The sequence below is a fragment of the Corynebacterium sp. TAE3-ERU12 genome (assembly GCF_019209905.1).
In the GTDB taxonomy this organism is placed as follows: domain Bacteria; phylum Actinomycetota; class Actinomycetes; order Mycobacteriales; family Mycobacteriaceae; genus Corynebacterium.
Genome location: NZ_JAHUTM010000001.1, coordinates 662,671 through 688,501, shown reverse-complemented (window position 1 = coordinate 688,501; position 25,831 = coordinate 662,671). Strand labels below are relative to the sequence as shown.

Sequence of the window (25,831 nt, the reverse complement as noted above, 5' to 3'; positions counted from 1 at the left end):
CACCTCCTCTACTTGCGTTGCGGAATCTCGTTTCTATTGCTCATCTGCTCAATCAGGCCGACTGCACCGGTCAACGCCACAAGACCCCCGGGCTGCACAACGTCAGTGGTGACTCGGATGAACCGGTCCCGGGAGTACACCTCAGCTCGGCCGAGCACACGACCCGGAGACTCCGGGAGCAGACCGAAGATATGCAGGCCGTTTCCCGACATGCTCCGCTCAACGAAAGCGCCCGGCGCGGCATCAATGATTCGTTGTGCCCAGGGCTGAATCCTGCCGGCGGTGATGCACTTGTCCAGGTCGATGCACGCGAATCCTCCGCCGAGCATGAAGCCGTTGGGTTGGCCGTTCACCTCGTCGTGCGATGACCATGTCGCGGGATTCGTCGACGAAGCGGGAGTCCCTGAAACTGTGACCGGGCGTTTTCCCTTGGCGCATACCCACCGGTTGGCTGTAAGCATCTCCTGGGGCAACTGACGCTTCTTGCGGCGCCGGTAGGCCTTCTGTCGGCATGCCGAAGAGCAGTACACAGCGGGGCGCCGGGATCGCGATGGGTTCAGCGTCTCTCCACAGCACTCACATGCTCTCTGCATGATTTAAGTATACCAGCAAAACGTTACGTTATATATAGTCCGACCTGCATATTTACCGGATAATTCTACGCGCTTCGCTGCACGCCACACAGAAGCGCTACATGCCCAATTCTGGGACTAGAAGACCCCCAGGTCACGAAAGCGCCGCTGCGTAAAATCCACGCAATATGGGGCCTGACCTGGCAAAAAGGTGTAACCCGTACCGAGTTTTGGGCCCTATGCCGTCCGTACCCGCCCGGGGTGGGGAGGGGGCTTCCCCACCCCCTCCCCTGCTCGACGGAACGGCATGGCGCGCTTACCTCACCAATCCAGGATGAGCCGGGGGCGGGCGCTTGCGACTGAACCTCCGGCGGGCACGCTGCGCCTCGGACTGGGTCTTGGCCTTATGGCACTCGGTACACACTGCGCGGAGATTGCTCATCGATGCGTCGCCGCCTTCAAAGAACGGCGTGATGTGGTCGACCTCTGCGGCAGTGGTGATGCACTGAGGGCCACGAATCTGGCACACCCACCCATCGCGGACCAACACCCTGCGGCGGGTCCGGTCAGAGAACCCTGTCGAAGTGCGCTGGCGGCGATTAGAACGAAATCCAGACATCGTCACACTCACCTTTTGCCATCACGCACGCATGCAAAACGCCTCGCTGAGTGGAATCCGAAATGGACTCGTCAACGAGGCGAAGTCGTGCGCTAAGCGCAGCGTACCACACGAGGTGTAAAGGCCAGGTCGCAGCGGTGCACCGTGCACACCCAAGGCACACCACATCGCTACGACGGCAATACCGAGAACACCAAGACCACCACGCACTAACCAGCATCGCCGCCACCTACTGCACCACCACGACGTTGACACGCCACTGCCCATACCTGCGCCAGGTCATACCGCTGCGACCCATCCTCCAGCAGCTGAGCATCCACCAGGCCAGCACGGGCCCACGCCCGGATAGTCGTGTGGCTCACCGGCACACCCAACACCGACATCGCCTGCGACACCTGCCGCGCCGACCCGACACCAACACCAGCCGACACAGCCGACACAGCCGACGGCGGACACCCGCCATCCACAGCGGAGCTACGGCCAGCAAGCAGGCCGGCTACACCGACCACTTCACCCTCATCCGCCACCGGGAGAGCACCACCAGACCACCCCGGTGCCACACCACCCGGGGGTGGTCCAGAACGCACAGGGGGGTCAACCAAATCCCCCACCCGGCGGGCATGCCCAGCAACCTCCTCGGCACAATCACGCGCCCACTCACAAGCAGCGATATCCGGCACACGGAACCGCAACCACTCGGCAACATCAACCAACGACCGAGACCTCGGCCCGCGGCCACCAACAGCTTCACGCAGGCACGCACACCACCCACGCACACACGTCTCCGCATCAGCCTTCACATCCAACGGATGCACACGCAACGGCGGCCGCGAACCCCGCAACCGCACACCACGCCCAGCATTAGTCCCCGACGCAGGAACCGTGGGAACCATCACGTCATCCAACCGAGAACCACAAACGACAAGCACCCGTAGATGCTCACGTAAACAATCCTGTTCAACCTCAGAAAGAAACATGGTCATCTTCTCCTACGGCGACCAGAGGACTTCTGGGCAGGCTGACGCCGACCCTGCCAGGCCCGACCCGGCCCGTCCCTACCCGTCCCGGACAAGCCAGCTACGGGAGTCGATGGATCTAGATCCGATCTAGATCGCCGATAGTTATCCGGTGGCGACGCACCGGTTCGAGCCTCTACAGAAGACTCGGGGGACGAAGGTGCCGCGCGGGGTCTAGGCACAGCTGGCTGCTGCCCCGACCCACGGCCCGCGGCATTACTACTCCCCGGCTGCTGGTCGCATCCAGCACTAAGTGTGCGGGGGACGGTCGCAGCTGGCTGCTGCGCCAACCCACGGTCCACACCACCAGGGTCATGCTCATCCGCGCGGGGTCCTGCCACAGCCGGTTGCTGTGCCGACCCACGGCCCGCGGTTGTGTCCTCGGCGCGGGGTCCTGCCACAGCCGGTTGCTGTGCCGACCCACGGCCCGCTCGAGGAGTGCCGGACCCGCGTACCGCCGCTGGCTGCGACGAGGGGTCGACGGTCTTGTCCTGCTTTCCCTTAGCCGGTTTGGCATACCGGAGGGGAAGTTCATTTTGTGCTGCGCTGCTCAATGCGGGCAGCACGTAATCATGGTCATGCGCCCACTGGCTGCGGGCGAAGAACGTACGAGTCGACGGTGAGTACCACGGCTCAGATGGAGGCGGCAGCAGCGGCAGGAACTCATCGGCTGCATACGTGTCCTTGTCGAGCCGTCTGGAATTGCACTCCCGGCAAGCGACAACGAGGTCTTCCGGGGTGATGTCTTTGCCGCGCCGACGATGGTCATAGGTTGCGCCACGATTGCCGGACCGGTCTTGCCAGTCCACAGTCTTCGCGCAATATCGACACTGGTCACCGTCGCGGTACCTGACCGGGATAACCAGAGTCGGGTTCCGAGAATCCCTTTTGCGTTGACGGTCAATGGTGACTTCAGCCGCAGTTTTAAATCCGACAAACTCTGGGTCGTTGAGTAGCTCCCAGCGTTGGCGTTCAGCGTCAGAGGCATCGGTCATCAGACCTGCAGCCGTACAGAGCTCAATTAAGCTCCACGCTCGGTTGGGGTCCTCGGCACACATCAGGGCTTCACCGAAACCCACCACGCCATCGGTCAAATGCGCGGCGGTGATGGTGACCATCTGCACGAAAAATCCGAAGACCTCGGTACGGGCGCCCGGCCAATAGTTGGGATGTTCGGCGACACGGAGCAGCTTTGGGTAGCTGAGTGCATCATCACTGATTCTCACCCATGCCATCAGCCATCACTCCCGGACCGGGGCTGGCTGACGCAGGCGGCGATACCCAGCAATCTCATGGCGACTCCGTTCACATTCATCATCAGTGGCAACACTCATGCCCCCTTACGGGCTCCGGCAGCGACAACTCACCACAACACCTCCTTCATCAATCCCGCAGAACAGCAGCACCGGCACAGCGGGCCCCTGCGCGCCTCCGACCACCACTGACCGACAGCAGAACGCACCTCAGGCTCATCCGTCAGAGGCTTGCCGCACACTGGGCACATTCCCGCAACATCCTCATCGGCGACGCCACACCGGTGCGGAGAGCCGTACACATCACCGGCAACAACGCCATCAATGGCGACACCTGCACGATGACAATCAAGAACGTAGGCATGGCACTGCAACAGCAACGGGCAGCTGAAACACAACTCAGCGGCATCATCACGCCGCACTTCTGCCGACTGCAGGGACTCCCCCTCATTCCAGAAGTTCCAATGCTCTGGGTCCCGCTGACACGGCGTCACGGCATGAACCTCACCGCAACGACTCAACCTGGCAGCGCTGCACTCAACGCCCATTACGAGCCTCCTCAACAGCGCCGACAGAGGTCTTCAGCATCGATAGCGCATAACACAGCAGCTCACCATCAACGGCCATATCCCCGCACATGGTGAACGCCACTGTCATTGCTCCGACGTGCCCCATATGCACCTGGGCAACGATGCCTTTCCGGTTCATCTCCGGAGGACGAATCACTGCTGGGAAACCAGCTATATCCGCTACCACCAGCTGACCGTCGAAAAGCGGCAGGAAATACTCCGGCTCGAAATTTGAGGCCCGCACAACGCGGCGAACATGCTTATACGGGTCAATCATGATGGGCTCCCGGACACGGGGTATCACCCACACCCCAATCCCGCGAAGGCTCGGGGGGACACGTCTGCGAAGACTTGGGCACAACCGAGGAAACCGACGTCACAGTCGTTGTCGAAACTGTCGGCGGGACGGTACTCAAACAATGCGATGACGCTGCGCCACCAACCCACCCCACAAAAACCGCCGCGACCATCACGCCGCCGGCCACGAATGCACGGAACCAGAACATCACACAGCCCCATGAGAACCAGCGGCTACGACAACCTTTACCGGCTCATTACACTCGTCTTCATTCGACTGTCCCTCGTCCGAGCAGAAGACCGTGGCACGCACAGGACCAACCGTCACCCTCGAACGATGCGAACCGGCCAGCTTCTCGACGTGCATCGAATCGTTGAACACCATCGCTACACGCCCCAATAACGATGCCTGGCGTGGCGTCATAAACACCGAACCGCCGGTATCTGCGGCGAAGACGTCGCCTAAGACACTCGGAACATCAACAACGGGTGACACCACTGTCGTCGCTGGTCGGCGAGTACAGCATGACTGCGGCCCAAAGATGTCATCGCCGAAATCACATTCGACCTCTACCGACTCCTCGAACCCGGTCAAAATGGCAGCCACCGGCTCCTGCTTATCGCGCGGTTTAATCGACTGGGCGAGCTCCTTGGCAACATCTGCGGTAAAGCTCATAGAGCCAGGCTCAAAACACTCTGCCGACGGCACCACAATGGAGCCAGCCCCCATCGGATTCGACGCATACACCACAACTTCGGATTCAGTTGCGGAAACGTGCACATATTCATGCCCATCAATTTTCATATCCGCGAAATTTGAAATAGCAAGTAGCGCTTTCTTCAAATCAATCGCAGGTTCAACCTGGAACCTCAATACGGGTTTCATTTACATTCCTTTTCCTATTTCCCGTCCATCAATTGTCAGCTGACCGGGAATATCTGCCTCTGATACTTGGCCGTCCCCAAGCCACCGGTGCAACCGAATACGACGCTCTTCCGGTAGCTGGGACCACCACACATCGGCGTCGCTAAGCGCCACGGCGGGATTCGAAGAAGTCATTCATCCGGTTCTCTAAGTCGGGAGATAAACCACGCCTATACGCACCGTGGTTGTTAGGGCATCTCGCTTCATGAGGGGCAAAGAGGCGCTCGCCATTGACTGCTGCTGCGGAAGCGACCGGGGCAGTCAAACGTTCACCCCGCAATCCGACCGCACGGACAGTTCCGCCAACTACGGGTTCCGGCTCGACGACCAATCGAGCACCAACGGCACTGCGTAGAACCCGGACGTCGGCGCCACAAAACGGGCATACACTCAGCGTCACCAGACCCACCCCGTCGTTACCGTCACGAAGATGAACGCCAGCGCGAACGCGAACGCGAACAGCGCGAAGGCAATGTAGATGCTCGTAGCGACCTCCAACAGGGCACGCCGGACCAACGCCAACCGCAATCGACGGTCTGCCACCGAAACGCTTCCAACCCCTTGCGGCTGCGACTGCCGCCGAGGTTCATAGCGACGGCCCGATTCGGTGACGTATTCCTTCCGGCGACCAACATCCACCGGAGCTACAGGGCTCACCCACGGCGGGGTCTGGAAATCATCCGGACGAAACGACGAATCTTCTCTAAACGGGGACATAGGGAACTCCTTTGGGAAATATTTAGGCTGGATTGGGATAAACGAGGGGTTTCTCACCGCGGCGGTAAACGTGACGGTTAACCCCGGCTATCCTGTGGTTATGGCTAACCCTGCAATGCTTCTTCACAAACAATTGACTGCCTGGACCGACCCGAATAAACGGGTTCATAGCGCGCGGAACCTGCACGATGAAGAGGGATGGATTACGCAACGGCAGACTGTCGAGCTGCTCTCCCACCTCTCTGATGCCATCGATATGGCGGAACAGCAGGGCATGTCGATGGATATGGCGCGGAAATACTTCCCCGCCTGGGTGCGCACAGTCTTCGCCTTCCCAGCGGGATGGGATGTCAACGCCCAACGTCCTACCGAAGCTGCGATGGACATGCTCTACGCCACAGGGGTGACTCTGAGCACGGTCATTCCCACGTTCGAAACCGACGGCCCCCACGCGCTGAGGGCCTTGCTTAACGGCATCCTGACCAATCTCGATGGCGCGCCGCCCGCTCTGGAGAAGCATGCTCGAGGCGTTGTCTGCCATATCCTCAAGCTCGTTGACGAATGGCACATTTACGGCGAGTTCCGCATCGCTAACGCCATGACCGACCTGCAATCGCTGCTCGACCTCTTGGAAGAGCAATCTAACGACGCTGAGAAGAGCAGTTGGTTCAACAAGGCGAAGCGAGCCATGTGGGCGGTCTTCGGTTCCGGCTTTGCCGCGATGACGCTTTCTGGGTATGTGGCCGACCAGCTTCCGGGCATCGACGAGCTCAAAGCAATCGCACCGGTCGTCAGTGACGAATCCCCGACCAGTGAGGACGCCCCGGAGGAAGACTGAATTACTCATCGACGCATCCTCCGAGCTTCTTCGCTGGATAGGACGGCAAGCCACTGAATCTCCGCCTGCGCATGACCGAGAACCTCATCGAGGGGTAACCGAGCAATCTCAGCTACCCGTTTGCACTCTCCGAGTAAACGGTGCATCGCCCAGTACTCGGTCACCGGAAGTCCAGCGGGGACAAACACCGGCCGGTGCTTCGGTTCGTATGCAGGCTCCGTTGGGCGGTCGGTACTCATGCGCAACTCCTCGGGTCTGGCGGGAAACCGCTCTGGATAACCCGGTCAATCTCGCTGGACAGGATTCGCCAGTGCTGGCGGGAGCCAGGGGTTTTCGGCAGGGTCCGTAATCGGCCGGCCTGGCACCACCGGTAAACCCGTTGCGGGTCGATGGCGAACGTGGCGGCGAACTCGGTCACGGTGACTGTGGTGCGTTTGATGGTTGAGGTCATCGTGTCCACCTCTGTGGTTTACTGGTCATGAGATTTCCCTTCGAGGTCTCATCTGACCCGTCCTTGTTGCAGCAAGGGCGGGTTTCCTTCTGCGCTGCCGTGGATTACTTGGGAGTAGGTGTCAGCCGCGATGTCGCGGTACCGGGCGAGGAATCGCCGGTCACTGAACGCGAATGTTGAGGCAAGCTTCGACAACGTCGCTGCTGCGTCTACACCGTCGGTGGCAGTGGCCCACCGGTACACCGCAGCGAGCAGGTCGCCTACGGCATCCCGGTTTGTGGTGCCGTCCAAGGACGACGCCTCCATCTCCAGGCCAAAGCTGATGGCCTGATAGTCGGGCGGCTTCGCGACGCGGAGCGCCTCTGCGCGTAACGCGGCGACCATGCTCCAGACAGGTTCCTCCTCGCCCGGCGTCATGGTTGGTACGGTTTGGGTGGCTCCGGGGTGCATCCGGGGCCTCCTTTCATTACGGGGCTATGCCCTATTCCTTCAGGGGTTTTCGGTATGGATTGGTGGTCAATAGGGCTAGGCATCTTCGGCGCCGCCACCGGTGTGATTGGCCTGACCTTCGCGCATTTCGCTAACTGCGTCGCTAAGAAGGCGAACGGCATAGCCGAGCGGGCAGTTAAGGAAGCCGCCAAAGCGAATCGCGTCGCTGAAGAGGCAAACGAGCTGGCTAAGGATGCGAACGCGGTCAGTGAGCGAGCGCTCAAGGTCTCCCGCGAGAACTTCGAGTACCAGTGGGGATTCCGGGTCGAAGACGATGGGATTGCGTGCGTCACCAACGAAAGCGCCCACGATGCAATCGACCTCACCTTGTTCGTTGAGGCGCAGCGCACGGGCAAAGCTATATTTCCCACCCACACCCATTACCGGGACATCAAGAGAGCGGCCTTCGGCGCGGAGTTGAGCTTCAAGGTCGAGAGCATTTACCCGGAGTTGGTCACCAAGGCGCGCCGCCAGAAGCGTCGCATCAGCGCCATGTTCGGCGACTCGGTCCACTACAACGGGCGTGAGCCCATCGTCTTCGACGTGGTATGCGTCATGACCTGGGCAACCCCAGGTGGCGGCAAGCGTGGAACCACTATCAAGCACCGCCTCAGCTGTCGCGAGGACAAGGCTGGTCACATCGTTTTCAAGGTCGAGAGCTGACATTTCAAGCCTCCTTTCGTTGGGCAGAGTTCCTGCGGCGCTTTCTAAGCGGCTGAAACCTCGGCCCGGCGCGACGGCACGGTTTCCTCCGCGTAGGCAGGGTGCGGTCAAGCAGCGATTTGCTTGATGCAGCGAGTACGCCGACGTTCAGCGACTTCTTCTGTGGCTACAAACGCCTCGTCAAAGGAAATAGGAAATGTCATGAGAACAGCGCCAATAAAACGTGCGCTGGCTTCCCCTTTGCCCGATAACCATCGCGAGGCGGTGGACTTTTCTACCCCCAGTTCCTTAGCGACACCGGTCACGGTTCCGTAGGTGTCCAGGACCTCGTCAACCCATTCATCGCGGACACGAATTGTTCTAATCGTGTTCATCAAATCTCCCAGTTGCCAGTTTGGAACCTTTCGTTCCAACCCTGGAACTGAACCTATCATGGCAGTTTCTGTCCTGCAACCAGAACTACCTTCCCTGTTCTGACTTGCACTGTTGCAGATGTGCAACTACCGTCACGGGTATGGCGGACACACGATGGTGGAAGTACCTGCAAACACTGATGGGTGAACAGACCCAGTTGGAGGCAGCGCACTTCATTGGAATTTCAAAGTCCAACATCACGCGTTGGAAGGATGGCACTCGCGCTGCACCGGATTTCGTGGTCAAGGTTGCCCGCGCCTATCACGCCAATGTTCTTGAAGCCCTCGTGGAAGCGGAGTTCATCACTGCCGAGGAGGCAGCGCTGAAGGAGATTGACCGCGGAGGCAAGAAGCTAGCCGACGCTTCTGACGTCGAGCTCGCGGAAGAGATGGTTCGCCGACTACAGCGCTCTGAATCCGCCCGGCGCAAGGGCGGACAGTCCAGTGTCGGTGGTTCGTGTTCTTAAACCGGTTGTTACGAAAGGAAACGCAATGAAGAAGTCAATTCTCGCTGTCTCGGTCGTCGCCTCTGCGGCAGTGCTCGTAGGTTGCGGCGGCGATGCCGATGAAGACACCGGGCCTACGCAGCTGTCCATAGGTCAAGAGGTGGAGTTGAACTGTGGTGGTGATGGTTGCCCAGCCACCATCGCGCTCGAAAAGGTCGAGGTCGGGTCGACGTGTGAAGACCTGGGCGTACCGACGCTAGAAGGCTTTGAAGCTGATAAAGACGGCGACATTGCAGCTGTCGACAGCATTGTCAGCACTTCTGCTGAGCATGACGGGCCATACACAGCGTTGATGCAATGGAACGCCGTTACTAGTGACGGTGTTTCTCATCCGCTTGACGAGTCCTTCCAGTGCGCGTGGGATGGCTCTGTAGGACAGGAAATAGGGTTTACGACTGTCGCAGCGGGCCAGAAGAAGGAATGGAAACAAGCTTTCATCATCCCCACTGATGCCGTGAAGATTCAGATCGTAGATGGAGAAACCGGCGACGTATTCGAATACCCAATCGCCGATTAGCGGATTACTGCATCGCGAGCATCGACCCCTCTAGCCGTCGAGCGAGGAGCACATGGCCAGCATTACCGCGTACACGACTAAGTCCGGCCGGCGGTGGCAAGTGCAATGGACCAGACCCGATGGGCGGCGCACCCGCACCCGGGGATTCCGCACCAAAAGCGAAGCCCAAGCATGGGTTGAAGAACAGGGGCATGCCCGTCGGCATGGCGCGTGGGTCGACCCGGCAGACGGGCGCACCACCGTCAGCGACATCGGAGACCGATGGTTGGCCGCGCAAACCCACCTCAAGCCATCGACGTGGCGGGTAACTGAGCACACGTGGCGTTGCTACGTCGAGCCAGAGTGGGGCCGATACCCCGTCGGGAATATCCGCCAGTCCGACATTCAGGCGTGGGTGAGCAATATCGACCGCAGCGCGTCAACAGTCCGGCGTGCTCATGCGTGTCTGGCGCAGGTGCTGGATGCTGCAGTGGCGGATCGTTTGGTTGCCAGTAATCCTGCTCGAGGTGTGCGGTTGCCGAGGAAGGCACGGGCTCGGCATGTGTATCTGTCTATGGAGCAGGTGCGGATGCTTGCTGATGAGTGCTCCCACCACGGGGAAATTGTGTGGGTGCTCGCTACCACTGGTTTGCGGTGGGGAGAGCTCGCCGGGCTGCAAGTTGCTGATATTGACCTGGATAAGCGCAGGATTCATGTGCGTCGGGCTGCGGTGGCGGTGGGGTCACGTGTCGAGGTTGGGGAGCCGAAGACTCATAAGCGTCGCACGGTCGCGGTGCCCCGGTTCGTCTGCAACATGCTGGCGCCGATGCTTGAGGGTCGTGATGGCGGAGAGTGGGTGTGGCACCGCCGAGATGGCGGGCCGTTGCCGAACCTGACGCATGGTTCATGGTTCTTTGAGGCGCGGGACCGTTTGGTGGCACGGGACCCTGATTTCCCGGCGATTACGCCGCATGGGCTTCGTCATGTCGCTGCGGGGCTGCTGGTGGGGGCAGGGGCCAATGTGAAGGTGGTGCAGCGACAGTTGGGGCATGCGTCGGCGACGATGACTTTGGATGTGTATGCAGATTTGTTCGACGGTGACCTCGATGCTGTTGCGGACACTATGGAGGATTTGCACTCGGAGCTATGTGAGCCAAAAGTGAGCCAAATTCCTAAGAGTGCCTAGCGTTTACGCTGTTTAAAGCCGTTTTCGAGTCTTATTTTCGTGGGTTCGAGTCCTACTGGGGGCGCTTACAGGAAACCCCCAACTGCCAGTAGTTTCTCCTGGTAGTTGGGGGTTTTGGCGTCTCTGGAGGCCAGTTGCTTCCCGAGACTTTTAGAACTGCCCACAAGACGTTTTCGCTTCTATTGACGAAGCCTTTGCACAGCATGGTTTCACGACATCACGAACTGCGATGCGTCGATGGAGTGGAAAACAAAAACCCCGCCCCCCATCCACCAAGGATGATTAGCGAGGTGTCGTGGCCACGCCGGGAATCGAACCCGGCACGAATCAACCAGATGGCCTACTTATTGTTCTTACGGAATTCGGCATTAAGTTCCTGCCAAGACGAGATGAGCTCTGCACTCAAACCCCATATGGTCCACTCCTTGAGCTGATCGAACACCTCATCAGAGATAACGCACTTAGTAACCGCCTCGTCGATAAGCGTGAGAATCGCAGATTCAGGGACACCGCAATCCAAAGCGTACTCAGAGAACTCACGTGAGATCGATGCAGGAATTCGCGCATTAACCCACTCCCACTTCTGCCAATCATCGAAATCACGCTCTCTAGCGCCCATTGCGCACACCCTTTTCATACTCACTCTTGGTGACCGGATACGCCGTCACAGAGTTCGGTAAAGCTTCACCATCGACAACCGAGTACTCCGCCTTGACGTATATATCTCCTATCTTTCGATAGGAGATACGCCTTCGGTTCATCTTCACCACATCATCCGGTTCCTCAATTGTATCGCGAACAGCGTCAACAATCTTCTGGTCCGACCACGAACGCGGAAACGTCGTAGCGTTTGGCCTTTCACTGTTCCACCGGTGACCCCGGCGGGCCGACGGCACATGCGGCACCCAGCGCTTATCCCCCAACTTCTCATCGCGCCACCCAAAGAGCACATGCCCCGGCATGCGCTCCAACGACGGCAACGGCTCCCCGCCAAACACCTTCGACGTCCCATCACCGCGATACTTCGGAGTCTTCGGGTACCCAAGCTTCGGCCACCGAGGCTTCGCACGCTCACCATCAACGAACTCCTGCCAGTCCTTAGTCGTCAGCGTCTTACCGCCCTTTTGCTCACGCAAAAACTCAGCCTGCGCCTGCAAATCCTTCACAATCTGCGGCGCATCATCCGCAGTTTCACACTCAATCGCCAAACACCGACAATTATCGTGGTACCCATTCATACCGCCGAAACCCTGACTACCCGGATACTTCGCCCCACCGGCAGCCATCAAATAACAAAAATTACACGCACCCGGACAAGGAATCCGCGCATACAAAGTGCCCGCATCCAACACAGCCTTCTCAACCGTGTCCCGAGCAGACTTAAGCACTAAACGATTCAACGTGGCCGATAATTTCCAAGCAGCAGCATTAGCAAAAATCAGTGGAAGCTAGAACTAGCTACACCTGGATGATTAGAGTTATAGCGTAGTTTCCGGCTAGTAGATTCGGTAAATATAACTGCCTGCCCACGCCATTAGGTACTGCGATGCGCCAATGGAGAAAACGAAATTTGGATTCACGCGCATTGTTCGTGTATTCCCACCGGGAATCGAACCCCTGTCGGTGCAGCGCCTCCTACTAGGCGGGGTCTTCCATGACAAAGCCCGGCGCGACCAGACGGGTCGAACCGGGCTGTCAGCGGACCGGGCTATGCCACGGTGCTTTATTCCTGGTACTTGAGGTCTCTTTCCAGACCTCGCCACTGCTCCTCGGTGGCTTGGTCCCAATCACCGACAATGTCATCGATCACGATGTTGCGGAACCGATTCGTGTCGTCGAGAAGTTCGGGTTCGTGACGGTACATAACCCTGCGTTCGGGAATGTGAACAAACACACTCATTGACCCGTTGTCATAGTAGAACGGGAAGTCTTGAAAAACCTCGTAGTACTTCCCGCCCTGGATCTTCAGCCCATAATCCAAGACCTTGCAGCCGTCTTCTCGGAATCTCTTCGGCTGATGCTTCCGAGCCATCTCCACGGCTTCCTCAAAGGTCAGCTCATTGGAAGTCATGCTCGCTCACCACCATCTCCGCAATCGACTCCTTGGGCTTACAGTTGCCGATTCTATCCCCTCATATGGATATTGCAGCAGTATCCTCAATCGGCTGCAGCGAGCTCACGCGAACCCAGAACTTCCGGGTAGCTGTTAGCATTCTCCCTGGTCACAATCTTTTGGGGCCATGTCAGCGAAGCCGAAGCCTACCGGGGTGCGTATCGGCGCAGCCCCGATCTTCGTCGCCGCACCGTTGTGGGTAAGCGGGCAGTCTCGATACCAGTAAGGCCACCAAAAGGATGCCTCCTATACTGGTGAGACAGTTTTTCTTATTTCGGTGGTCAGTTTCTGGCTTCCTTAACCAACTCACATGAGCCCCGCCCACCATATGGGTGGGGATCTACGAAGGGACCCCAAATGCGTACACACCCCACTTTCCGGCGCGACGCCATCGCTACTGCTTGTGCCGCAGCCCTCATCGCCACGCCAATGGCGCCGGCAATGGCCGCGCCCGGCTCGTCGGCAAGCGACTTCATCGATAGGTTCACCGGCCCCATCGACAACGGCGAAGCCCCTGCCGGTTCTGTGCGCGCCGAGTACAGCACTGCGGGGCCCCACACTGTTGCTGCCACACAGGACCCCCATAGCTGTGAGTCACTGTTCATGCGCGTCTACACCGGTATCGCCACCAAAACCCAGGGATTGAATAAGGCCCCGGAGTGCTACGGCTACGCCCCCGAGGACGCGCTCTCGCCGGCCGGCATCGAATACATCTACCCCTCGGACCTCGCCCCCGGCGAGAAGGCACCGCTGATCGTGCTCTCCCCCGGTATTGGCGCTGAGCCCGGCATGCTCGACGAGCAGGCCCGGTTGTACGCCTCTCACGGCTATATCGTCGCCATGGGTTTCACCACCCTGAACTGGTTCGGTGTGCAGTTAAACGCTGCGGCGCTCGGTGCTGTGATATCCGCCCAGGAGGAGGGCAATCCCCTCTACGACCACATTGATTTCACTAACACTGCCCTGGTCGGCCACTCCGCCGGTGGTGGTTCCGCGCTGACCGTCGCTGGTGCCATGGAAAAGTCCATGCAGCCGCTGGTGGAGGGTTTCAGCATCAATGCCATCGTCGGCCAGAACCCGGGCCCCAGCGAGTTCGGTATCGCCACTGTGCCTACCGACGCTAAAACCTTGGTCATTGTCGCTGATAAGGAGACCGTCGCCCCCGCGGAGTTCTCCCGCATGCGCTACGACCAGATCACCAACGCCCCGGCTTGGTGGGTGGGAACTCGCAACACCACCCACGCATCGGCTATCGACTACGTGGACAACTCACCGGTCGCGGGTCTGACGCTGTCATTTTTGCAGTACGCCATCCGCGGTGACGCCAACGCTAAGGCGCTCTACACGGGTGCTTTCACCCTGCAGCACGACCCGGAACTGTTTGCCACCGAGCGCAACGCTCAAGCCCAGGCCCTCTAAACGGCCTTTCCACACCCGCGGGGGCGCGGTGGGGCGTTAGGCTGGGATGCCAGCGGTAGCACCACTGCACCGTTGTCGACTGACAGAAAGGCAGGCCCATGGCCTTACCCGCCCCCGCTCTGGCCGACCGCGCCGTCGTCACCGGTGCATCCTCTGGCATTGGTCGCGCGATCGCCCGCGAACTCGCGCGCCGCGGCCACAGTCTCATCCTCACCGCCCGCAGCGAGGCGCCGATGCAGGCCTTGGCCGACGAGCTGTCCGGCCCGTCCCTGAAGGTCGACGTCATGCCCTGCGATCTTTCCGACGCCGAGCAGCGCGCACGGTTTATCGACGAGGTTGACTGGGATCATGTCTCGGTACTGATCAACTGCGCAGGTATTGCTACCTTCGGCAAATTCCAGCACCTTGACCGTGCCTACGAGCGCGCCCAGTTCGAACTCAACGCCACTGCCTTATTCGAGCTCACCGACGTCGCTATTGCGGCGATGACTAATCGTGGCTCCGGGGCGATCCTCAACGTCGGTTCGGCCGCGGGCACCACAGTGATTCCGAATAACGCTACCTATGTTGGCACCAAGGCCTTCGTGAATACCTTCACCGAGGCCCTGCATTATGACCTCAAGGGAACCGGGGTTGCCTGCACTCTGCTCGCTCCCGGACCGGTGCGCCCGGACCAGCGTGATGATGGCGATAATGAGATCGACGAGGCCGTCCCGGATTTCCTGTGGACCTCCACCGAGGACTGCGCGCGCGATGCGATCGACGCGCTGGCCACCAACCGACTGCGCGTGGTGCCGGGGGCATTGTCGAAGGGCATGAATACGGCCGGTAATTACCTGCCCCGGTGGTTGCTGGCCCCGATTATTGGACGCTTTTACGAGGGAATGGCTAATGACTGAGGCGCACAAGACGTCGCACCACAACACCAATATTGAGGCTCGCTACGACCGCATTGTGTGGATTGACTGCGAAATGACCGGCCTCAATCCCGACGAGCACGTCCTCGTGGAGATAGCAGCCCTGGTCACAGATGCCGAACTCAATATTCTCGGCGAAGGTGTCGATGTGGTGATCCATGCCAGCGAAGATGAGCTGGCGAAGATGGACGATGTGGTCACCGAAATGCACGCTAAATCTGGGCTGACCGAAGAGATTCGTCAGGCCACCATCAGCGTCGCAGAGGCCGAGAAGATTGTCCTGGACTACATCAAAAAGCACGTGGACCGCCCGATGATGGCGCCGCTGGCCGGCAACTCCATCGCTTCTGACCGTGGCTTTATCCGCAAGTACATGCCGGAGCTGGAGGACTACCTTCACTACCGCATGATTGACGTCTCCAGCATCAAGGAGCTCGCCCGACGCTGGATGCCGCGCGTGTACTACAACCAGCCAGAAAAAGGCATGGCCCACCGCGCATTGGCGGACATCATCGAGTCCCTGCGTGAGCTGGAGTACTACCGTCTCACAGCTTTCCGGGACGGTGATGTGCCACGAATGGGTGTTGCCGAGGCAGCCGCTAAGCAAGCGGCGAAGCGTTTCCCAGTCAAGTAGGGCACAACACCGTTTAACCTGGCGTTTTGGCGCAGTGCCGATGCTGGGTTAAGCTATTCCTCGCTGTTCACACTAAGCGTGTGAGTACGCGATGGTGACTGTAGTTCAGTTGGTAGAGCACCAGGTTGTGATCCTGGGTGTCGCGGGTTCGAGTCCCGTCAGTCACCCCAAAGAAAACACCCCCTGACCTGTAGAGATACGGGCCAGGGGGTGTTCTTTTATGCGTTCAGGGCCCCTAGCGCGGCGCCACCGGCTCACCGATCTGCCCGTCTACCATCTCCAGCACACGGTCGGCGATGGTCAGCTGCGAGTGGTCGTGGGTGACGTACAACGCCGCAGCGCCAAGGTCGTGTACAACAGTGCCCAGTAGTTCGGTCACCGCCTCCGCGGACCTACGGTCGAGGGCGGCGGTAGGTTCGTCGGCCAGGATCAGCGCAGGGTCATTCATCAAAGCCCGGGCCAGGTTCACGCGCGCCTGCTGGCCTCCGGATAGCTCACCGGTTTTGCGTTCGGCCAGATCGGCCACTCCCACTGCGGCGAGAAGGTCCATTGCCCGCTGCCGAGTTGTACGGCGTTTTTTCGCCGAGGGCGGCAGCACTCTACCTAGCCGGGACATCACCTCAAGTTGTTCCCGCACTTTCAACGCTGGTAGCAGGTTGGCCTGCTGGAACACAATGCCGATGTGGTCACGTCGGATAGCGGCGGCCTGGTTTGCCTTGGCTGCGGCGAGATCAATTACTTCTCCCCCGATATTCAGGGTGGCGGCACCGGCATCGGGGCGCTGCAAACAGCCAGCAACGGCAAGCAGGGTGGATTTACCGGAGCCAGACGGCCCGGTCAGGCCGACGATCTCACCGGCGGCAACATCGAGACTGATGCCATTAAGCAATCGGCGGGTGTCGCGCCCGTCCGCAACGTCAAGGGTGATGTCGGCCAGGTGTAGGCCATTGGTGGTGTGGTTCGTTGTGTTCATGGTGGTGTCCTTCCACGTGACGGGGTGAAGCAGGCTCGATGGTGGGGTTTAGGCGTTCTGCAGCGAAGCGCGCGGCTCGGCTTTGAGTACCGGGACAAGCGACATGGCGGCCCCCATCAGGCCGCACATGGCCAGAATCAGACCGGGTACAACGGTTGTGGCGACAGTGATGGACACCGGGACCTCCGCGGGGATCGCCAGGCCCGCACCGACGGTGATGGCGGTGCCGGAGATAATGCCCAGGGCCAGCACGGCGAAGGCTTGGCCTAGCGAATCAGCTGCAAGCACACGTCGGGAGGCGCCGAGCGCACCGGAGATGGCTACTGAGCGCAATCGCTGCACGGTCCACACCATGAAGAACGCCCCCACCACAAGGGCGGAAATGACGTACAGCAAGGAGGTCATGGTGCCAAGTGACGCCTGCTCACCCGCGTAGGACGCCGAGGCTTTCAGCCGGTCATGGCCGGTTAACACAGTGGTTCCTGCGACTGTGGGCGCGGGTTCCCGAGTGATCACCGCGGCCGCCGGGCCGGCGATGGTCTTCGCGTCGGTAGTCGAGAGGTACACCACGGGCTGGTGGTCTAGCCACAGGTCGCCGGCTGAACCTGTGATGGTCACGGCGATATCGCCGATATTGGTCTGACTGCCGACTGGGGCCTGGTCGGCTAGCGCGTCGGTAATCCGCGCCTCACCCGCGTTTAGTGACTCATCCGGCATGACAATGATCGGGGTATCACCGATGCGGGCGCGGCCAATATACAGCGCAGTACCACCGAGTTCGTCGACCTGGGCGTCGGTAAGCCGAGAGGCCGACAGTGAACCCGAGCTGGCATCTGAGAGCACCAGCGCGGTGCCATCGCCTAGCTTCTCGTCGAGGGCAGAGACACTGCGGTGGGCAAGCCCGGAGGTCAGTGCGGACAGGAATGTCACCAGTACCGCAATCAAACCGATAGTGACGGTGATCAGTGCGGTGCGGCCCGGTGCGGAGCGAAGTTCTCTCAATGCCTGGTACATGACTCTCATAGTCGTCTGCCTGGGCTTTTGTAACATCGGCCGCGGGATTACTCTTCGGCTCCAACTTTTGGTTGATACCGGTTGCAACCTATTCGGGCTTAGGCTCACACCATGTCCGTCGCTGCTTCTTCGCCGATTGCCGCCCAGGGCGCTGTTGCCGACCCGGAATCTCTCACCGGCGCCTGGCGCATCCTGCGTATCGCCTTGGATATCCTCATCGCCGCGCTGCTGTTCATCACGCTGATCCAGGACCCGCGCCCACAGACTTTCGTCGCTGGTGCGTGCTTCGCCGCTGTGTACCTGGCCGGGGCGATTATGGGGCGCAGGTTGGCTCGTCGCGCCGCTGAACAATCCGCTGCGGGGCTTGCCGACGCTAAGGGCGCCCCGACGCCAGTGCCAGGCACGCAGGGGTTGGTTTTGGCGTGGTTGGTGGTGTTGCTGGCGGTGTGGACTGTATTCGCGCTGATCAGCCAGACCGCGGTGTACCTGTCGTTTCCGCTGTTCTTCGTTGCGATGCAGGTTGCCGCCGGGGCCGCTGGCATTTTTACTGTGCTGGTCACCACGGCGTTAGCGATCGGCACTATTGGACACCACGGTGGGTGGACGCTGGGTGCCATTTTGGGCCCCATCATTGGTGCATCCGCCGCTTTGGCTACTGGCCTGGGGTTCCGGTTGTTGTTGGCTGAGGCGCACGCCCGTGCTGCTGCGATTAGTGAGCTCATTGCTGCGCGCAATGATGTGGCGCAGATGTCGCGGCGCGCTGGTGAGTTGGATGAGCGCGCCCGCCTGGCCGGCGATATTCATGACACTGTTGCCCAAGGCTTGTCGTCGATTCAGTTGCTGCTGCACGCCGCTGATGATGAGCTTTCCCGGTCCGGTTATACGGGCGCCGCTGTGGAGCGAGTGCGGTTGGCGCGCACCACCGCTGCGGATAATCTCGCCGAGACTCGCCGCATTATTGCTGAGCTGCAGCCCGCCCCGCTGGCTGGTGCGGATGTGCCGGTGGCCTTGGCCCGGATTTGTGCCACTACCCCGCTAGGCAATGCGATGAGTTTCCATGTTGATGGCCAGCCAACGCAGCTTGCCGAGGCCACCCAGACTGCGTTGGTGCGGATTGCGCAGACCCTGATCGGCAATATTGTGCGCCACTCGGGGGCGACCAGTGCCGCGGTGACACTGACTTTCCAGACCGACGAGGTGTGTCTCGACGTGGTCGATAACGGGTGTGGTTTCGACCCGCAGGCGCCGACCTCGGCGGATTCCTTTGGGTTGTCCGGGGCCCGACGGCGAGCTGAAGCACTTGGTGGCGCCATCACTATCGAGTCCGCTCCTGGTGAAGGGTGCGGCGTCCAGGTGCGCATTCCGACGCTACCCTGAGAGCTATGATTCGCGTTCTTATCGCCGATGATCATCCCGTGGTGCGGGCCGGCCTGCGGTCTGTGTTGGAATCGGCTGGTGATATCGACGTTGTTGGCGAGTCCGATAATCCCGATGCGGCCGTACGGGCCTGCGTTTCTGGGGATATTGATGTGGTTCTCATGGACCTGCGTTTTGGTGATTCCCCCGGCTCTGCTGCAACGGCTGGCGGGGTTGGCGCCACTGAGCAGATTCGGCAGCAGCCCAACCCACCGCAGGTGCTGGTGGTCACGAACTACTCCTCCGATGCCGATGTGCTGGGGGCGGTGTCGGCCGGTGCTGTCGGGTACTTACTCAAGGACGCGGCCCCGGCGGAGCTTATCGACGGGGTGCGTTGTGCGGCGCGCGGCGAGACGGTGTTATCCCGGCAAGTGGCAGGACAATTGATGGGCCGGATGCGCAGCCCTGCAACGCAGTTGACCTCCCGGGAGACTGAGGTGCTCAACTTAGTTGCTGAAGGGTTAAGCAACCGGGTGATCGCGCGCCAATTGGTGCTAACGGAGGCCACTGTGAAAAGCCACCTGGTGCATATTTTCACCAAGCTCGATGTTGGTTCGCGTACTGCGGCGGTAGCGGAGGCGAAAAAGCGCGGCATCCTCTAGAAAGAGAATGCCGCGCTGGTACCGAATAGCTACTGATTATTCGGGCTTAGGCGTTGTCGGAGTCACCGGTATCCGGCTTGGCGTTGCCGGCCTTCCAGGTTTCCCACGGGATATTCCAGTCCCCCAGGCCGTCGTAGCCGCTGAGTACATCGCCCTTGGTGTTCTTCACGATGACAACGTCGCCACGCTTGGTGTTCTCGTAGAACCATTTGGCGTTTTGGGTGGAGACGTTCAAGCAACCGTGGGACGTATTCTGGCTGCCTTGCGCCCATACGGACCACGGTGCGGCGTGGACATAAATGCCCGAGTAGGACATTTGGGTGGCGTATTGAACATCGGTGCGGTAGCCGCCGTCTTCGATGGCCAAACCGTAGGTGGTGGAGTCCATCACCATTGACTCATTGTGATCACCAAGTAAGTAGATGCCATTCGGGGTCAGGAACTGGTCTCGTCCCATCGAAATAGGCATCGTCTGTTCAATAACGCCATTGCGCTTGACCGTCATGGTCTTAGTGGCGTCATCGGCTGTGGCGACGACACGGTCACCGATGGTGAAGGTCGAAGAGATATCACGGGCGCCGTAGTTGTTATTGCCGAAGTCCTTGCCGTAGACCTTTGCGTCCACAGTGACCTTGGTACCGGGCTCCCAGAATTCGGCGGGGCGCCAGCGCACCTCCCAGTCAGACAGCCAGAAGAAGGCGCCTTCCACCGACGGTTCGGTGGTGATCGTGATGGCATCCTGGGCTGCCTGGCGGTCTTCGATAGCAATACCGAAACGGATGGCGACGGTCTGCCCAACACCGACGACAGCTCCATCAGCGGGGCTGACACTGGTATTGACCTGGATATTGGGGCTTACCGTGGTGAATGACTGCTCGGTGGTCTTGCCATCAACGGTGGCAGCCACGGTGTAGGTACGCCCGTATCCGAGTGGCTCGGCGGAGGTCCAGCTCATATCTTCTTCAGACATTTCGCCTTTGACCTCATTGCCCTCTTCATTGGTCATCGTGACCTTAGAGAGCTCATCTTCGGTGACGTGCACCTTGATGGGATCGATCACCGACACGCCGGTATCTCCGTCGGCGAAGCTGAAGACGGGCTTAATGACCTTCTCCGCTGCCTTGGTATCTCCGGCTTCCCCCGACGTGCTGTCGCCAACAGTGCAGGCGACGAGGCCGAGGCAGGCAACAAGTACGGCTGCAATGGCCGCGACAAGGCGGCCAAGGCGTGAAGTCAGAGCGGGTAGGGCCATCGTTGGGGGAACTCCAAACAACATTGAGTATTTCGGGTGATGCACAGGTACAGAAGGGCTGCGTACCTAACCAGGCTGCCAGAGGATAACCCCCGGGGGCAGACGCTTAGCTACCAAGCGAATCTAATCGCCTAGCGCGATAAAAGCAGCATCCTGCGCCGAACTGGGAGGTGACAATTCGGCAACACTGCCAACCTCCGGTGCAGTCCTCGTGCAACGTGAGTGACAGTCTATCGGTTGGGTGCGACATCACACCAAGCGTGAAGGTCTCAGCACTGCCCGAGATGATGCGTCGCAACGTGTCCACAGAAGCGGCCATATGCGAGATATACACCCCATAGAGCAGCACAAAAAGCCTATCTGACCAGGCGATTTTACATTGCACCGAGATGGGGGTTATATTTTTCTCCGTTGCTTCGACGGGGCGAAAACGCCACAGACGGCAGCGATGAGCGCCATTAGCTCAATTGGTAGAGCAGCTGACTCTTAATCAGCGGGTTCGGGGTTCGAGTCCCTGATGGCGCACCAAATCTGCAGGCCAGGAGATAATTCTCCTGGCCTGTTTTTGTGTTCCAGCACCAACGCCGCAACCCGATAAGGAACATATAGTCGCCCCCACATCCATCTATCGAACATAGTGTCGATATTTTGCTCGTTGTTCGATACTCGGCCGCTGGCTGCGCTCTACGGTTTGGCGTATTACTGGCGTACGTGTTTTTAGGGAAAGGACACTGATGGACCACGCCGCCCCAGCTCGTCAGCGGGAACTCCACCCCGCAGCCCCCGCCTATATCAAGGCACGCATGCTCAGTGAACTCCCCTGGCCGGCCGGCGCAACAATTATCTTCGCAGTGCTAGCCGTATTTACCAGCGCGTGGTTGTGGATCGGCGCAGCTGTGAGCTTGGTCGGCCTGATATGGCTTGCGGTGCTTATTCCCATGCAGGTCCGCAACCTTGGTTGGCTGGAGACCGATGACGACCTCCTCGTTGCCCGCGGCAAGCTGTGGCGCAGGTTCACGGTGATTCCTTATGGGCGTATCCAGTTCGTTGATGTTTCCGCCGGGCCGATTATGCGTTGGCTGAATTTGAAGAAAGTGGAGATTCACACCGCTTCGGCTACCTCAGATTCCACAGTGCGTGGTCTCGATGCGGATACTGCCGACGGGCTGCGCGACCGCCTGGCGGATAAAGCACGGGAGAGGATGAGTGGCCTGTGAGCTCTCCTACCACCGAAGAGTTTCACCGGGTACACATCCTCACCCCACTGCTGCGGGCCTCCACCACACTGATCGCGGTTATCGCCATTGGTTTCCTCAATACCGGTGTGGATGTCATCAAAAGCACCCTGGAGGCCTTTGATCTGGAGGCAACGGCGCTCTGGTTAGTTCCTGCGGTCGCGGTGGGCGTCATCCTGGTGCTGTTCGTCATCTGGTTGATATCGCTGCTGTGGTGGCGGGTCACCGGTTACCGGATCAGTGCTGAAGAAATCGCTTTCCACAATGGGCTGCTTAACCGCAATGTGCGCACTGCCCGCTTCGACCGGGTGCAAGCCGTCGATGTGGTGGAGTCATTCCTACCGCGGTTATGCGGCCTGGCTGATGTGCGAGTAGAAACCGCCGGCGGTAAGGATTCAGCGCTGGTAATTGGCCTGTTGACGAAGCCCGAGGCGGAGAGCTTGCGACGTGAGCTGCTCACGATGCTCGATGCACCGTCACCTATCTCCGAGGCCGCACTGAGCCCGGTTCCCAGGGAAACTCCGCATTCGGTGGCTACGTCGGCGCAGCGTCAGGATGCGGCGGGCGAGAAGTTGGTTCCCACTATTCCGATTGGGCGCAGTCTGGCTGGTGCTGCCCTGTCGGGGCAGACCATCTTCGTGGCTATTTCTATCGCCGTCGGTTTGCTCACTCCGTTCGGTGCGGGCGTTATTCCGCTGCTTATTGCTGTGGTGCCGTCGGTGTGGAATGTGCTCAATCGCAGCTGGAAGTTCACTGCTGTCGATAACGGCGATGTCGTTGTGATTACCTATGGTCTCGCCGAGCGTAGGTCGCAGACGGTGAAGAAGAAGCGCATCCACGGCATTACGATCACCCAGCCGCTGCTGTGGCGAGTGACTGGCTGGTGGAAGATTTCGATCGATGTTGCTGGCTACGGCGAGCTGTTAGGTTCCGAAAGCACCAGTGTGGTCTTACCGGTGGGTTCTTTAGCTCAGGTCCGTGCGGTGCTTTCGCGGATCTCCCCGCTTTCCGACGCTGAACTCGACGTACATGGGGATCCAACCGGCGCTGAGACTGCCACCTATCGTTCGCCGAAGCAGACGAGATGGTGCTCGCCGGTGGATTGGCGACAGCACGCGGTGACACTGCTCAGTGATGATGGCGGCCACCCGCGGGCCGTAGTGACCAGGAAGGGCCGATTGAGTCGCACTCTGAATATGGTGGCCACCAAGCATATTCAGGAACTCACCTGGTCTCAGGGGCCGATTTTGCGTTTATTGGGTCTGGCCGAAGTCACCTTGGACCTGGTCAACGGTCCAGTGATTATGAGTGGCCCGGAGATCGCTGAGGCCGATGCTGATGAGCTGCTGGAGGTGCTGCGTAGCCGTAGTTTGCCAGAGCTCACCCCGGTCGACCCCGATGTGCTCACTGCGGAGCGCAGTTAGCTAGCTTATTCCCCTGCAGAGATCAGCAAACACCCCGGTTAACCAGTGGTTATCCGGGGTGTTCGGGTGTAGAGCCAAGCCCGCGTTAATTGGAGACGGACTCAATGAGCTCGCGGATGCGGTCGATCTCCTTGGAGCGGTTGCGGTTACGCATCACCGACAGGCCCACCAGGCCGACGACGGCGGCGGCGCAGACACCAAGAATGGCCTGCACCTGTGGGTCGCGCAGCTTGTCGAGGGCACTGTCCTTGGCCTCGTTGGCGATGGTCTTCGGGTTGCCCCGGTTGACGAGCTCGTCCAGGGTATTGGCGAGCTGCGTACGGTTACGCTCGATATCGCGCTGAATCTTGTCAATGTCGCGGGCCACGGGTTCTCCCAGAGGTCGAAGTTCGTCTGTCTATCGCATGAGGTTAACACCTTCTACCGTTTTAAACGCGCGACGGCGTGCGATTGCGTGATTAGGATCGCCACCATGACTGCTAACGAGACTCCTCAAACCGCTGATCGCCTTCAGCCCGGTGATGCCGCACCGGCGTTCACATTGACCTCCGATAAGGAAGAACAAGTCGCCTTGTCGGATTTCGCGGGACGTAAGGTGCTGGTGTTCTTCTACCCCAGGGCCAATACTCCTGGCTGCACCACCGAGTCCTGCGATTTCCGCGATAACCTGGCCCGATTCAACGATATCGGTATCGATGTAGTGGGCATTAGTCCCGACAAGCCCGCCGCGCTGCAGAAGTTCCGGGACGACCACGGGCTCACCTTCACGCTTCTATCCGACCCGGATAAGGAGACCATGGCCGCCTGGGGAGCCTTCGGTGAGAAGAAGAATTACGGCAAGATCGTTCAGGGCGTAATCCGCTCGACTGTGCTTGTCGACGCTGACGGCACCGTCGCGAACAGCTGGTACAACGTGCGCGCCAAGGGCCACGTCGACCGCGTGCTGCGCGATCTCGACGACTAGCTCACGCAATCGCAACGACCTGCGTCTAGATCTAGGCGCCAGATTCTGATCTGGGATCACAAATTATTTGCCTTACAGTGCATCTCTAGGAATGGGGTACTCAAAATATGTTGTCAATCATCGCTTTAGTAGCAGCAATTGGTTTCGCATACGCGATTCACGCAAGGTTGAGCGGCATTGAAAAGGCACTCAACCACAGAAATAGTCTCTTAGAAGACGACAGATAACGCACTTTCCTACCGAGGATGAACATTTCTAAAAGAATTACGGTCTGTGTTATCTATCCCCGATATCCCGATAATTCCGAACCTCTTGGTGGATTCGTAGAGTCCGAGGATGCTGCACGCGAGATGGACACCTGGTGGCGCTCTCAACCCGGGAACATGATGGGGACATGGGAGGATTTTGAGGTTGAGGTTGATAGCCGCAATCAAATCCTCTTCGGAGTTTTCACCGGCACCCCGAATCTAGAAATCGACGCACCCTGCTTTCGTGACCCTATCTGCTATGGGGTGTACGCCACCCGAGAAGCAGCCGAAAAAGCTACGAGACCTGAGACTATGTGGGAGAAGAATAACTCACCCACCAAGTTCGTACCCCCATTCCGGCTCGGGTGGAAAAATGAGAAATACTTTCCCGATGGGATGGCCTGGCCACCTGACCTTTTACAGAGACAAGACTGCCTGGGCGATGTCGATTTGGCCCGGCAAGATTGGCCACGCCCACAATAAGTATCACCCAGCTACGCCCCAATCCGAATTAATGTACCGAATAAACAACCGTATCGGTCGAGGTGTTGGCCTTCACCATGAAGGGGATGAACCCGGTGCTATCAACGAGTGCCGCACTTTTGCTGAT

General features: G+C 59.4%; 32 protein-coding genes and 2 tRNA genes. 15 read left to right on the top strand and 19 right to left on the bottom strand.

The genetic code is table 11. The annotated features are described in order from the left end of the window. Positions 1-8: 8 nt before the first annotated feature. The 8 genes from KRX51_RS03160 to KRX51_RS03125 form a co-directional block, all read right to left on the bottom strand. Positions 9-329: a hypothetical protein gene (locus KRX51_RS03160; protein WP_255549360.1), complete on the bottom strand. Its 321-nt coding sequence runs from the start codon at positions 327-329 to the stop codon at positions 9-11. Between the two features lie 559 nt (positions 330-888). Beyond that, the gene (locus KRX51_RS03155) at positions 889-1,191 is read right to left on the bottom strand and encodes an HNH endonuclease (RefSeq protein WP_218361479.1); all 303 of its coding nucleotides are present in this window, start codon (positions 1,189-1,191) and stop codon (positions 889-891) included. A 209-nt stretch (positions 1,192-1,400) separates the two neighbouring features. Continuing rightward, positions 1,401-2,168: a hypothetical protein gene (locus tag KRX51_RS03150; RefSeq protein WP_218361478.1), complete on the bottom strand. Its 768-nt coding sequence runs from the start codon at positions 2,166-2,168 to the stop codon at positions 1,401-1,403. Between the two features lie 2 nt (positions 2,169-2,170). Continuing rightward, positions 2,171-3,442 carry a hypothetical protein gene (locus KRX51_RS03145; RefSeq protein ID WP_218361477.1) on the bottom strand — a complete coding sequence of 424 codons (1,272 nt, stop codon included), beginning with the start codon at positions 3,440-3,442 and terminating at the stop codon, positions 2,171-2,173. 128 nt (positions 3,443-3,570) lie between these two features. Continuing rightward, positions 3,571-3,954: a hypothetical protein gene (locus tag KRX51_RS03140; protein ID WP_218361476.1), complete on the bottom strand. Its 384-nt coding sequence runs from the start codon at positions 3,952-3,954 to the stop codon at positions 3,571-3,573. Between the two features lie 43 nt (positions 3,955-3,997). Further along, on the bottom strand, positions 3,998-4,306 hold the full coding sequence (locus KRX51_RS03135; protein WP_218361475.1) for a hypothetical protein: 309 nt from the start codon (positions 4,304-4,306) through the stop codon (positions 3,998-4,000). Positions 4,307-4,534: 228 nt separating this feature from the next. Further along, entirely contained in the window at positions 4,535-5,212 is a 678-nt protein-coding gene (locus KRX51_RS03130) for a hypothetical protein (protein WP_218361474.1), read from the bottom strand. 435 nt (positions 5,213-5,647) lie between these two features. Next, the gene (locus KRX51_RS03125) at positions 5,648-5,968 is read right to left on the bottom strand and encodes a hypothetical protein (protein ID WP_218361473.1); all 321 of its coding nucleotides are present in this window, start codon (positions 5,966-5,968) and stop codon (positions 5,648-5,650) included. Positions 5,969-6,068: 100 nt separating this feature from the next. Between KRX51_RS03125 and KRX51_RS03120 the strand changes: the two genes are divergently transcribed. Then, positions 6,069-6,806, top strand: coding sequence for a hypothetical protein (locus tag KRX51_RS03120; RefSeq protein WP_218361472.1), 738 nt, complete (start codon positions 6,069-6,071; stop codon positions 6,804-6,806). A gap of 5 nt (positions 6,807-6,811) precedes the next feature. Here KRX51_RS03120 and KRX51_RS03115 read toward each other — a convergent pair whose 3' ends face one another. The 3 genes from KRX51_RS03115 to KRX51_RS03105 are packed head-to-tail and all read right to left on the bottom strand — an operon-like array spanning position 6,812 to position 7,674. Continuing rightward, the gene (locus KRX51_RS03115) at positions 6,812-7,045 is read right to left on the bottom strand and encodes a hypothetical protein (RefSeq protein WP_218361471.1); all 234 of its coding nucleotides are present in this window, start codon (positions 7,043-7,045) and stop codon (positions 6,812-6,814) included. Continuing rightward, positions 7,042-7,257 (bottom strand): helix-turn-helix domain-containing protein, encoded by a 216-nt coding sequence (locus tag KRX51_RS03110; protein ID WP_218361470.1) that lies wholly within the window; start codon positions 7,255-7,257, stop codon positions 7,042-7,044. The genes KRX51_RS03115 and KRX51_RS03110 overlap by 4 nt, the downstream gene beginning before the upstream one ends. Before the next feature lie 48 nt (positions 7,258-7,305). Further along, on the bottom strand, positions 7,306-7,674 hold the full coding sequence (locus tag KRX51_RS03105) for a hypothetical protein (RefSeq protein ID WP_218361469.1): 369 nt from the start codon (positions 7,672-7,674) through the stop codon (positions 7,306-7,308). Between the two features lie 87 nt (positions 7,675-7,761). Here KRX51_RS03105 and KRX51_RS03100 point away from each other — a divergent pair, with 87 nt between their 5' ends. Then, a complete protein-coding gene (locus tag KRX51_RS03100; RefSeq protein ID WP_218361468.1) occupies positions 7,762-8,409 on the top strand; it encodes a hypothetical protein in 648 nt (215 codons plus the stop codon). A 107-nt stretch (positions 8,410-8,516) separates the two neighbouring features. Here KRX51_RS03100 and KRX51_RS03095 read toward each other — a convergent pair whose 3' ends face one another. Continuing rightward, complete coding sequence (locus KRX51_RS03095) at positions 8,517-8,783, bottom strand: helix-turn-helix domain-containing protein (protein ID WP_218361467.1); 267 nt, start codon at positions 8,781-8,783, stop codon at positions 8,517-8,519. A gap of 140 nt (positions 8,784-8,923) precedes the next feature. Between KRX51_RS03095 and KRX51_RS03090 the strand changes: the two genes are divergently transcribed. From KRX51_RS03090 to KRX51_RS03080, 3 genes are read left to right on the top strand one after another with little or no spacing between them, the layout of a single operon-like run. After that, a complete protein-coding gene (locus tag KRX51_RS03090) occupies positions 8,924-9,289 on the top strand; it encodes a helix-turn-helix transcriptional regulator (protein WP_218361466.1) in 366 nt (121 codons plus the stop codon). Positions 9,290-9,314: 25 nt separating this feature from the next. After that, positions 9,315-9,845 (top strand): hypothetical protein, encoded by a 531-nt coding sequence (locus KRX51_RS03085; RefSeq protein WP_218361465.1) that lies wholly within the window; start codon positions 9,315-9,317, stop codon positions 9,843-9,845. Positions 9,846-9,897: 52 nt separating this feature from the next. Beyond that, entirely contained in the window at positions 9,898-11,010 is a 1,113-nt protein-coding gene (locus KRX51_RS03080; protein WP_218361464.1) for a site-specific integrase, read from the top strand. A 340-nt stretch (positions 11,011-11,350) separates the two neighbouring features. Here the strand turns inward: KRX51_RS03080 and KRX51_RS03075 are convergent, their stop codons facing one another. The 3 genes from KRX51_RS03075 to KRX51_RS03065 all read right to left on the bottom strand — a co-directional run bounded on the left by KRX51_RS03075 (position 11,351) and on the right by KRX51_RS03065 (position 13,081). After that, on the bottom strand, positions 11,351-11,629 hold the full coding sequence (locus tag KRX51_RS03075; RefSeq protein WP_218361463.1) for a hypothetical protein: 279 nt from the start codon (positions 11,627-11,629) through the stop codon (positions 11,351-11,353). Continuing rightward, positions 11,619-12,248 (bottom strand): EndoU domain-containing protein, encoded by a 630-nt coding sequence (locus KRX51_RS03070; RefSeq protein WP_218361462.1) that lies wholly within the window; start codon positions 12,246-12,248, stop codon positions 11,619-11,621. Before KRX51_RS03070 ends, KRX51_RS03075 begins: the two co-directional genes overlap by 11 nt. Positions 12,249-12,733: 485 nt before the next feature. After that, entirely contained in the window at positions 12,734-13,081 is a 348-nt protein-coding gene (locus KRX51_RS03065) for a hypothetical protein (RefSeq protein WP_218361461.1), read from the bottom strand. Positions 13,082-13,480: 399 nt separating this feature from the next. On the opposite strand from KRX51_RS03065, the gene KRX51_RS03060 reads away from it, so the two are divergent. The 4 genes from KRX51_RS03060 (at position 13,481) to KRX51_RS03045 (ending at position 16,263) form a co-directional block, all read left to right on the top strand. Then, a complete protein-coding gene (locus KRX51_RS03060; RefSeq protein WP_218361460.1) occupies positions 13,481-14,542 on the top strand; it encodes an alpha/beta hydrolase in 1,062 nt (353 codons plus the stop codon). Positions 14,543-14,640: 98 nt separating this feature from the next. Then, positions 14,641-15,441 (top strand): mycolate reductase, encoded by an 801-nt coding sequence (gene cmrA / locus KRX51_RS03055; RefSeq protein ID WP_218361459.1) that lies wholly within the window; start codon positions 14,641-14,643, stop codon positions 15,439-15,441. Continuing rightward, the gene (gene orn / locus KRX51_RS03050) at positions 15,434-16,093 is read left to right on the top strand and encodes an oligoribonuclease (RefSeq protein WP_218361458.1); all 660 of its coding nucleotides are present in this window, start codon (positions 15,434-15,436) and stop codon (positions 16,091-16,093) included. Before cmrA ends, orn begins: the two co-directional genes overlap by 8 nt. Positions 16,094-16,187: 94 nt before the next feature. After that, positions 16,188-16,263, top strand: a tRNA-His gene (locus KRX51_RS03045). A 65-nt stretch (positions 16,264-16,328) separates the two neighbouring features. On the opposite strand, the gene KRX51_RS03040 is transcribed toward KRX51_RS03045, so the two are convergent. Both KRX51_RS03040 and KRX51_RS03035 read right to left on the bottom strand, forming a co-directional pair. Further along, entirely contained in the window at positions 16,329-17,066 is a 738-nt protein-coding gene (locus KRX51_RS03040; protein ID WP_218361457.1) for an ABC transporter ATP-binding protein, read from the bottom strand. A 48-nt stretch (positions 17,067-17,114) separates the two neighbouring features. Continuing rightward, on the bottom strand, positions 17,115-18,089 hold the full coding sequence (locus tag KRX51_RS03035) for an ABC transporter permease (protein WP_255549359.1): 975 nt from the start codon (positions 18,087-18,089) through the stop codon (positions 17,115-17,117). Between the two features lie 102 nt (positions 18,090-18,191). Here KRX51_RS03035 and KRX51_RS03030 point away from each other — a divergent pair, with 102 nt between their 5' ends. Further along, positions 18,192-19,457, top strand: coding sequence for a sensor histidine kinase (locus KRX51_RS03030; RefSeq protein ID WP_218361456.1), 1,266 nt, complete (start codon positions 18,192-18,194; stop codon positions 19,455-19,457). Positions 19,458-19,462: 5 nt separating this feature from the next. Beyond that, positions 19,463-20,098, top strand: coding sequence for a response regulator transcription factor (locus KRX51_RS03025; RefSeq protein ID WP_218361455.1), 636 nt, complete (start codon positions 19,463-19,465; stop codon positions 20,096-20,098). 46 nt (positions 20,099-20,144) lie between these two features. Here the strand turns inward: KRX51_RS03025 and KRX51_RS03020 are convergent, their stop codons facing one another. Then, positions 20,145-21,350 carry an Ig-like domain-containing protein gene (locus tag KRX51_RS03020; protein ID WP_218361454.1) on the bottom strand — a complete coding sequence of 402 codons (1,206 nt, stop codon included), beginning with the start codon at positions 21,348-21,350 and terminating at the stop codon, positions 20,145-20,147. Positions 21,351-21,802: 452 nt separating this feature from the next. Between KRX51_RS03020 and KRX51_RS03015 the strand changes: the two genes are divergently transcribed. The 3 genes from KRX51_RS03015 to KRX51_RS03005 all read left to right on the top strand — a co-directional run bounded on the left by KRX51_RS03015 (position 21,803) and on the right by KRX51_RS03005 (position 24,009). Beyond that, a tRNA-Lys gene (locus KRX51_RS03015) sits at positions 21,803-21,878 on the top strand. Between the two features lie 206 nt (positions 21,879-22,084). Continuing rightward, positions 22,085-22,567 carry a PH domain-containing protein gene (locus KRX51_RS03010; RefSeq protein ID WP_218361453.1) on the top strand — a complete coding sequence of 161 codons (483 nt, stop codon included), beginning with the start codon at positions 22,085-22,087 and terminating at the stop codon, positions 22,565-22,567. Further along, a complete protein-coding gene (locus tag KRX51_RS03005; RefSeq protein WP_218361452.1) occupies positions 22,564-24,009 on the top strand; it encodes a PH domain-containing protein in 1,446 nt (481 codons plus the stop codon). Before KRX51_RS03010 ends, KRX51_RS03005 begins: the two co-directional genes overlap by 4 nt. 85 nt (positions 24,010-24,094) lie before the next feature. On the opposite strand, the gene KRX51_RS03000 is transcribed toward KRX51_RS03005, so the two are convergent. Then, entirely contained in the window at positions 24,095-24,376 is a 282-nt protein-coding gene (locus KRX51_RS03000) for a DUF3618 domain-containing protein (protein ID WP_218361451.1), read from the bottom strand. A 105-nt stretch (positions 24,377-24,481) separates the two neighbouring features. Here KRX51_RS03000 and bcp point away from each other — a divergent pair, with 105 nt between their 5' ends. Next, on the top strand, positions 24,482-24,973 hold the full coding sequence (gene bcp, locus KRX51_RS02995; protein ID WP_218361450.1) for a thioredoxin-dependent thiol peroxidase: 492 nt from the start codon (positions 24,482-24,484) through the stop codon (positions 24,971-24,973). The last annotated feature ends 858 nt before the right edge of the window (positions 24,974-25,831 follow it).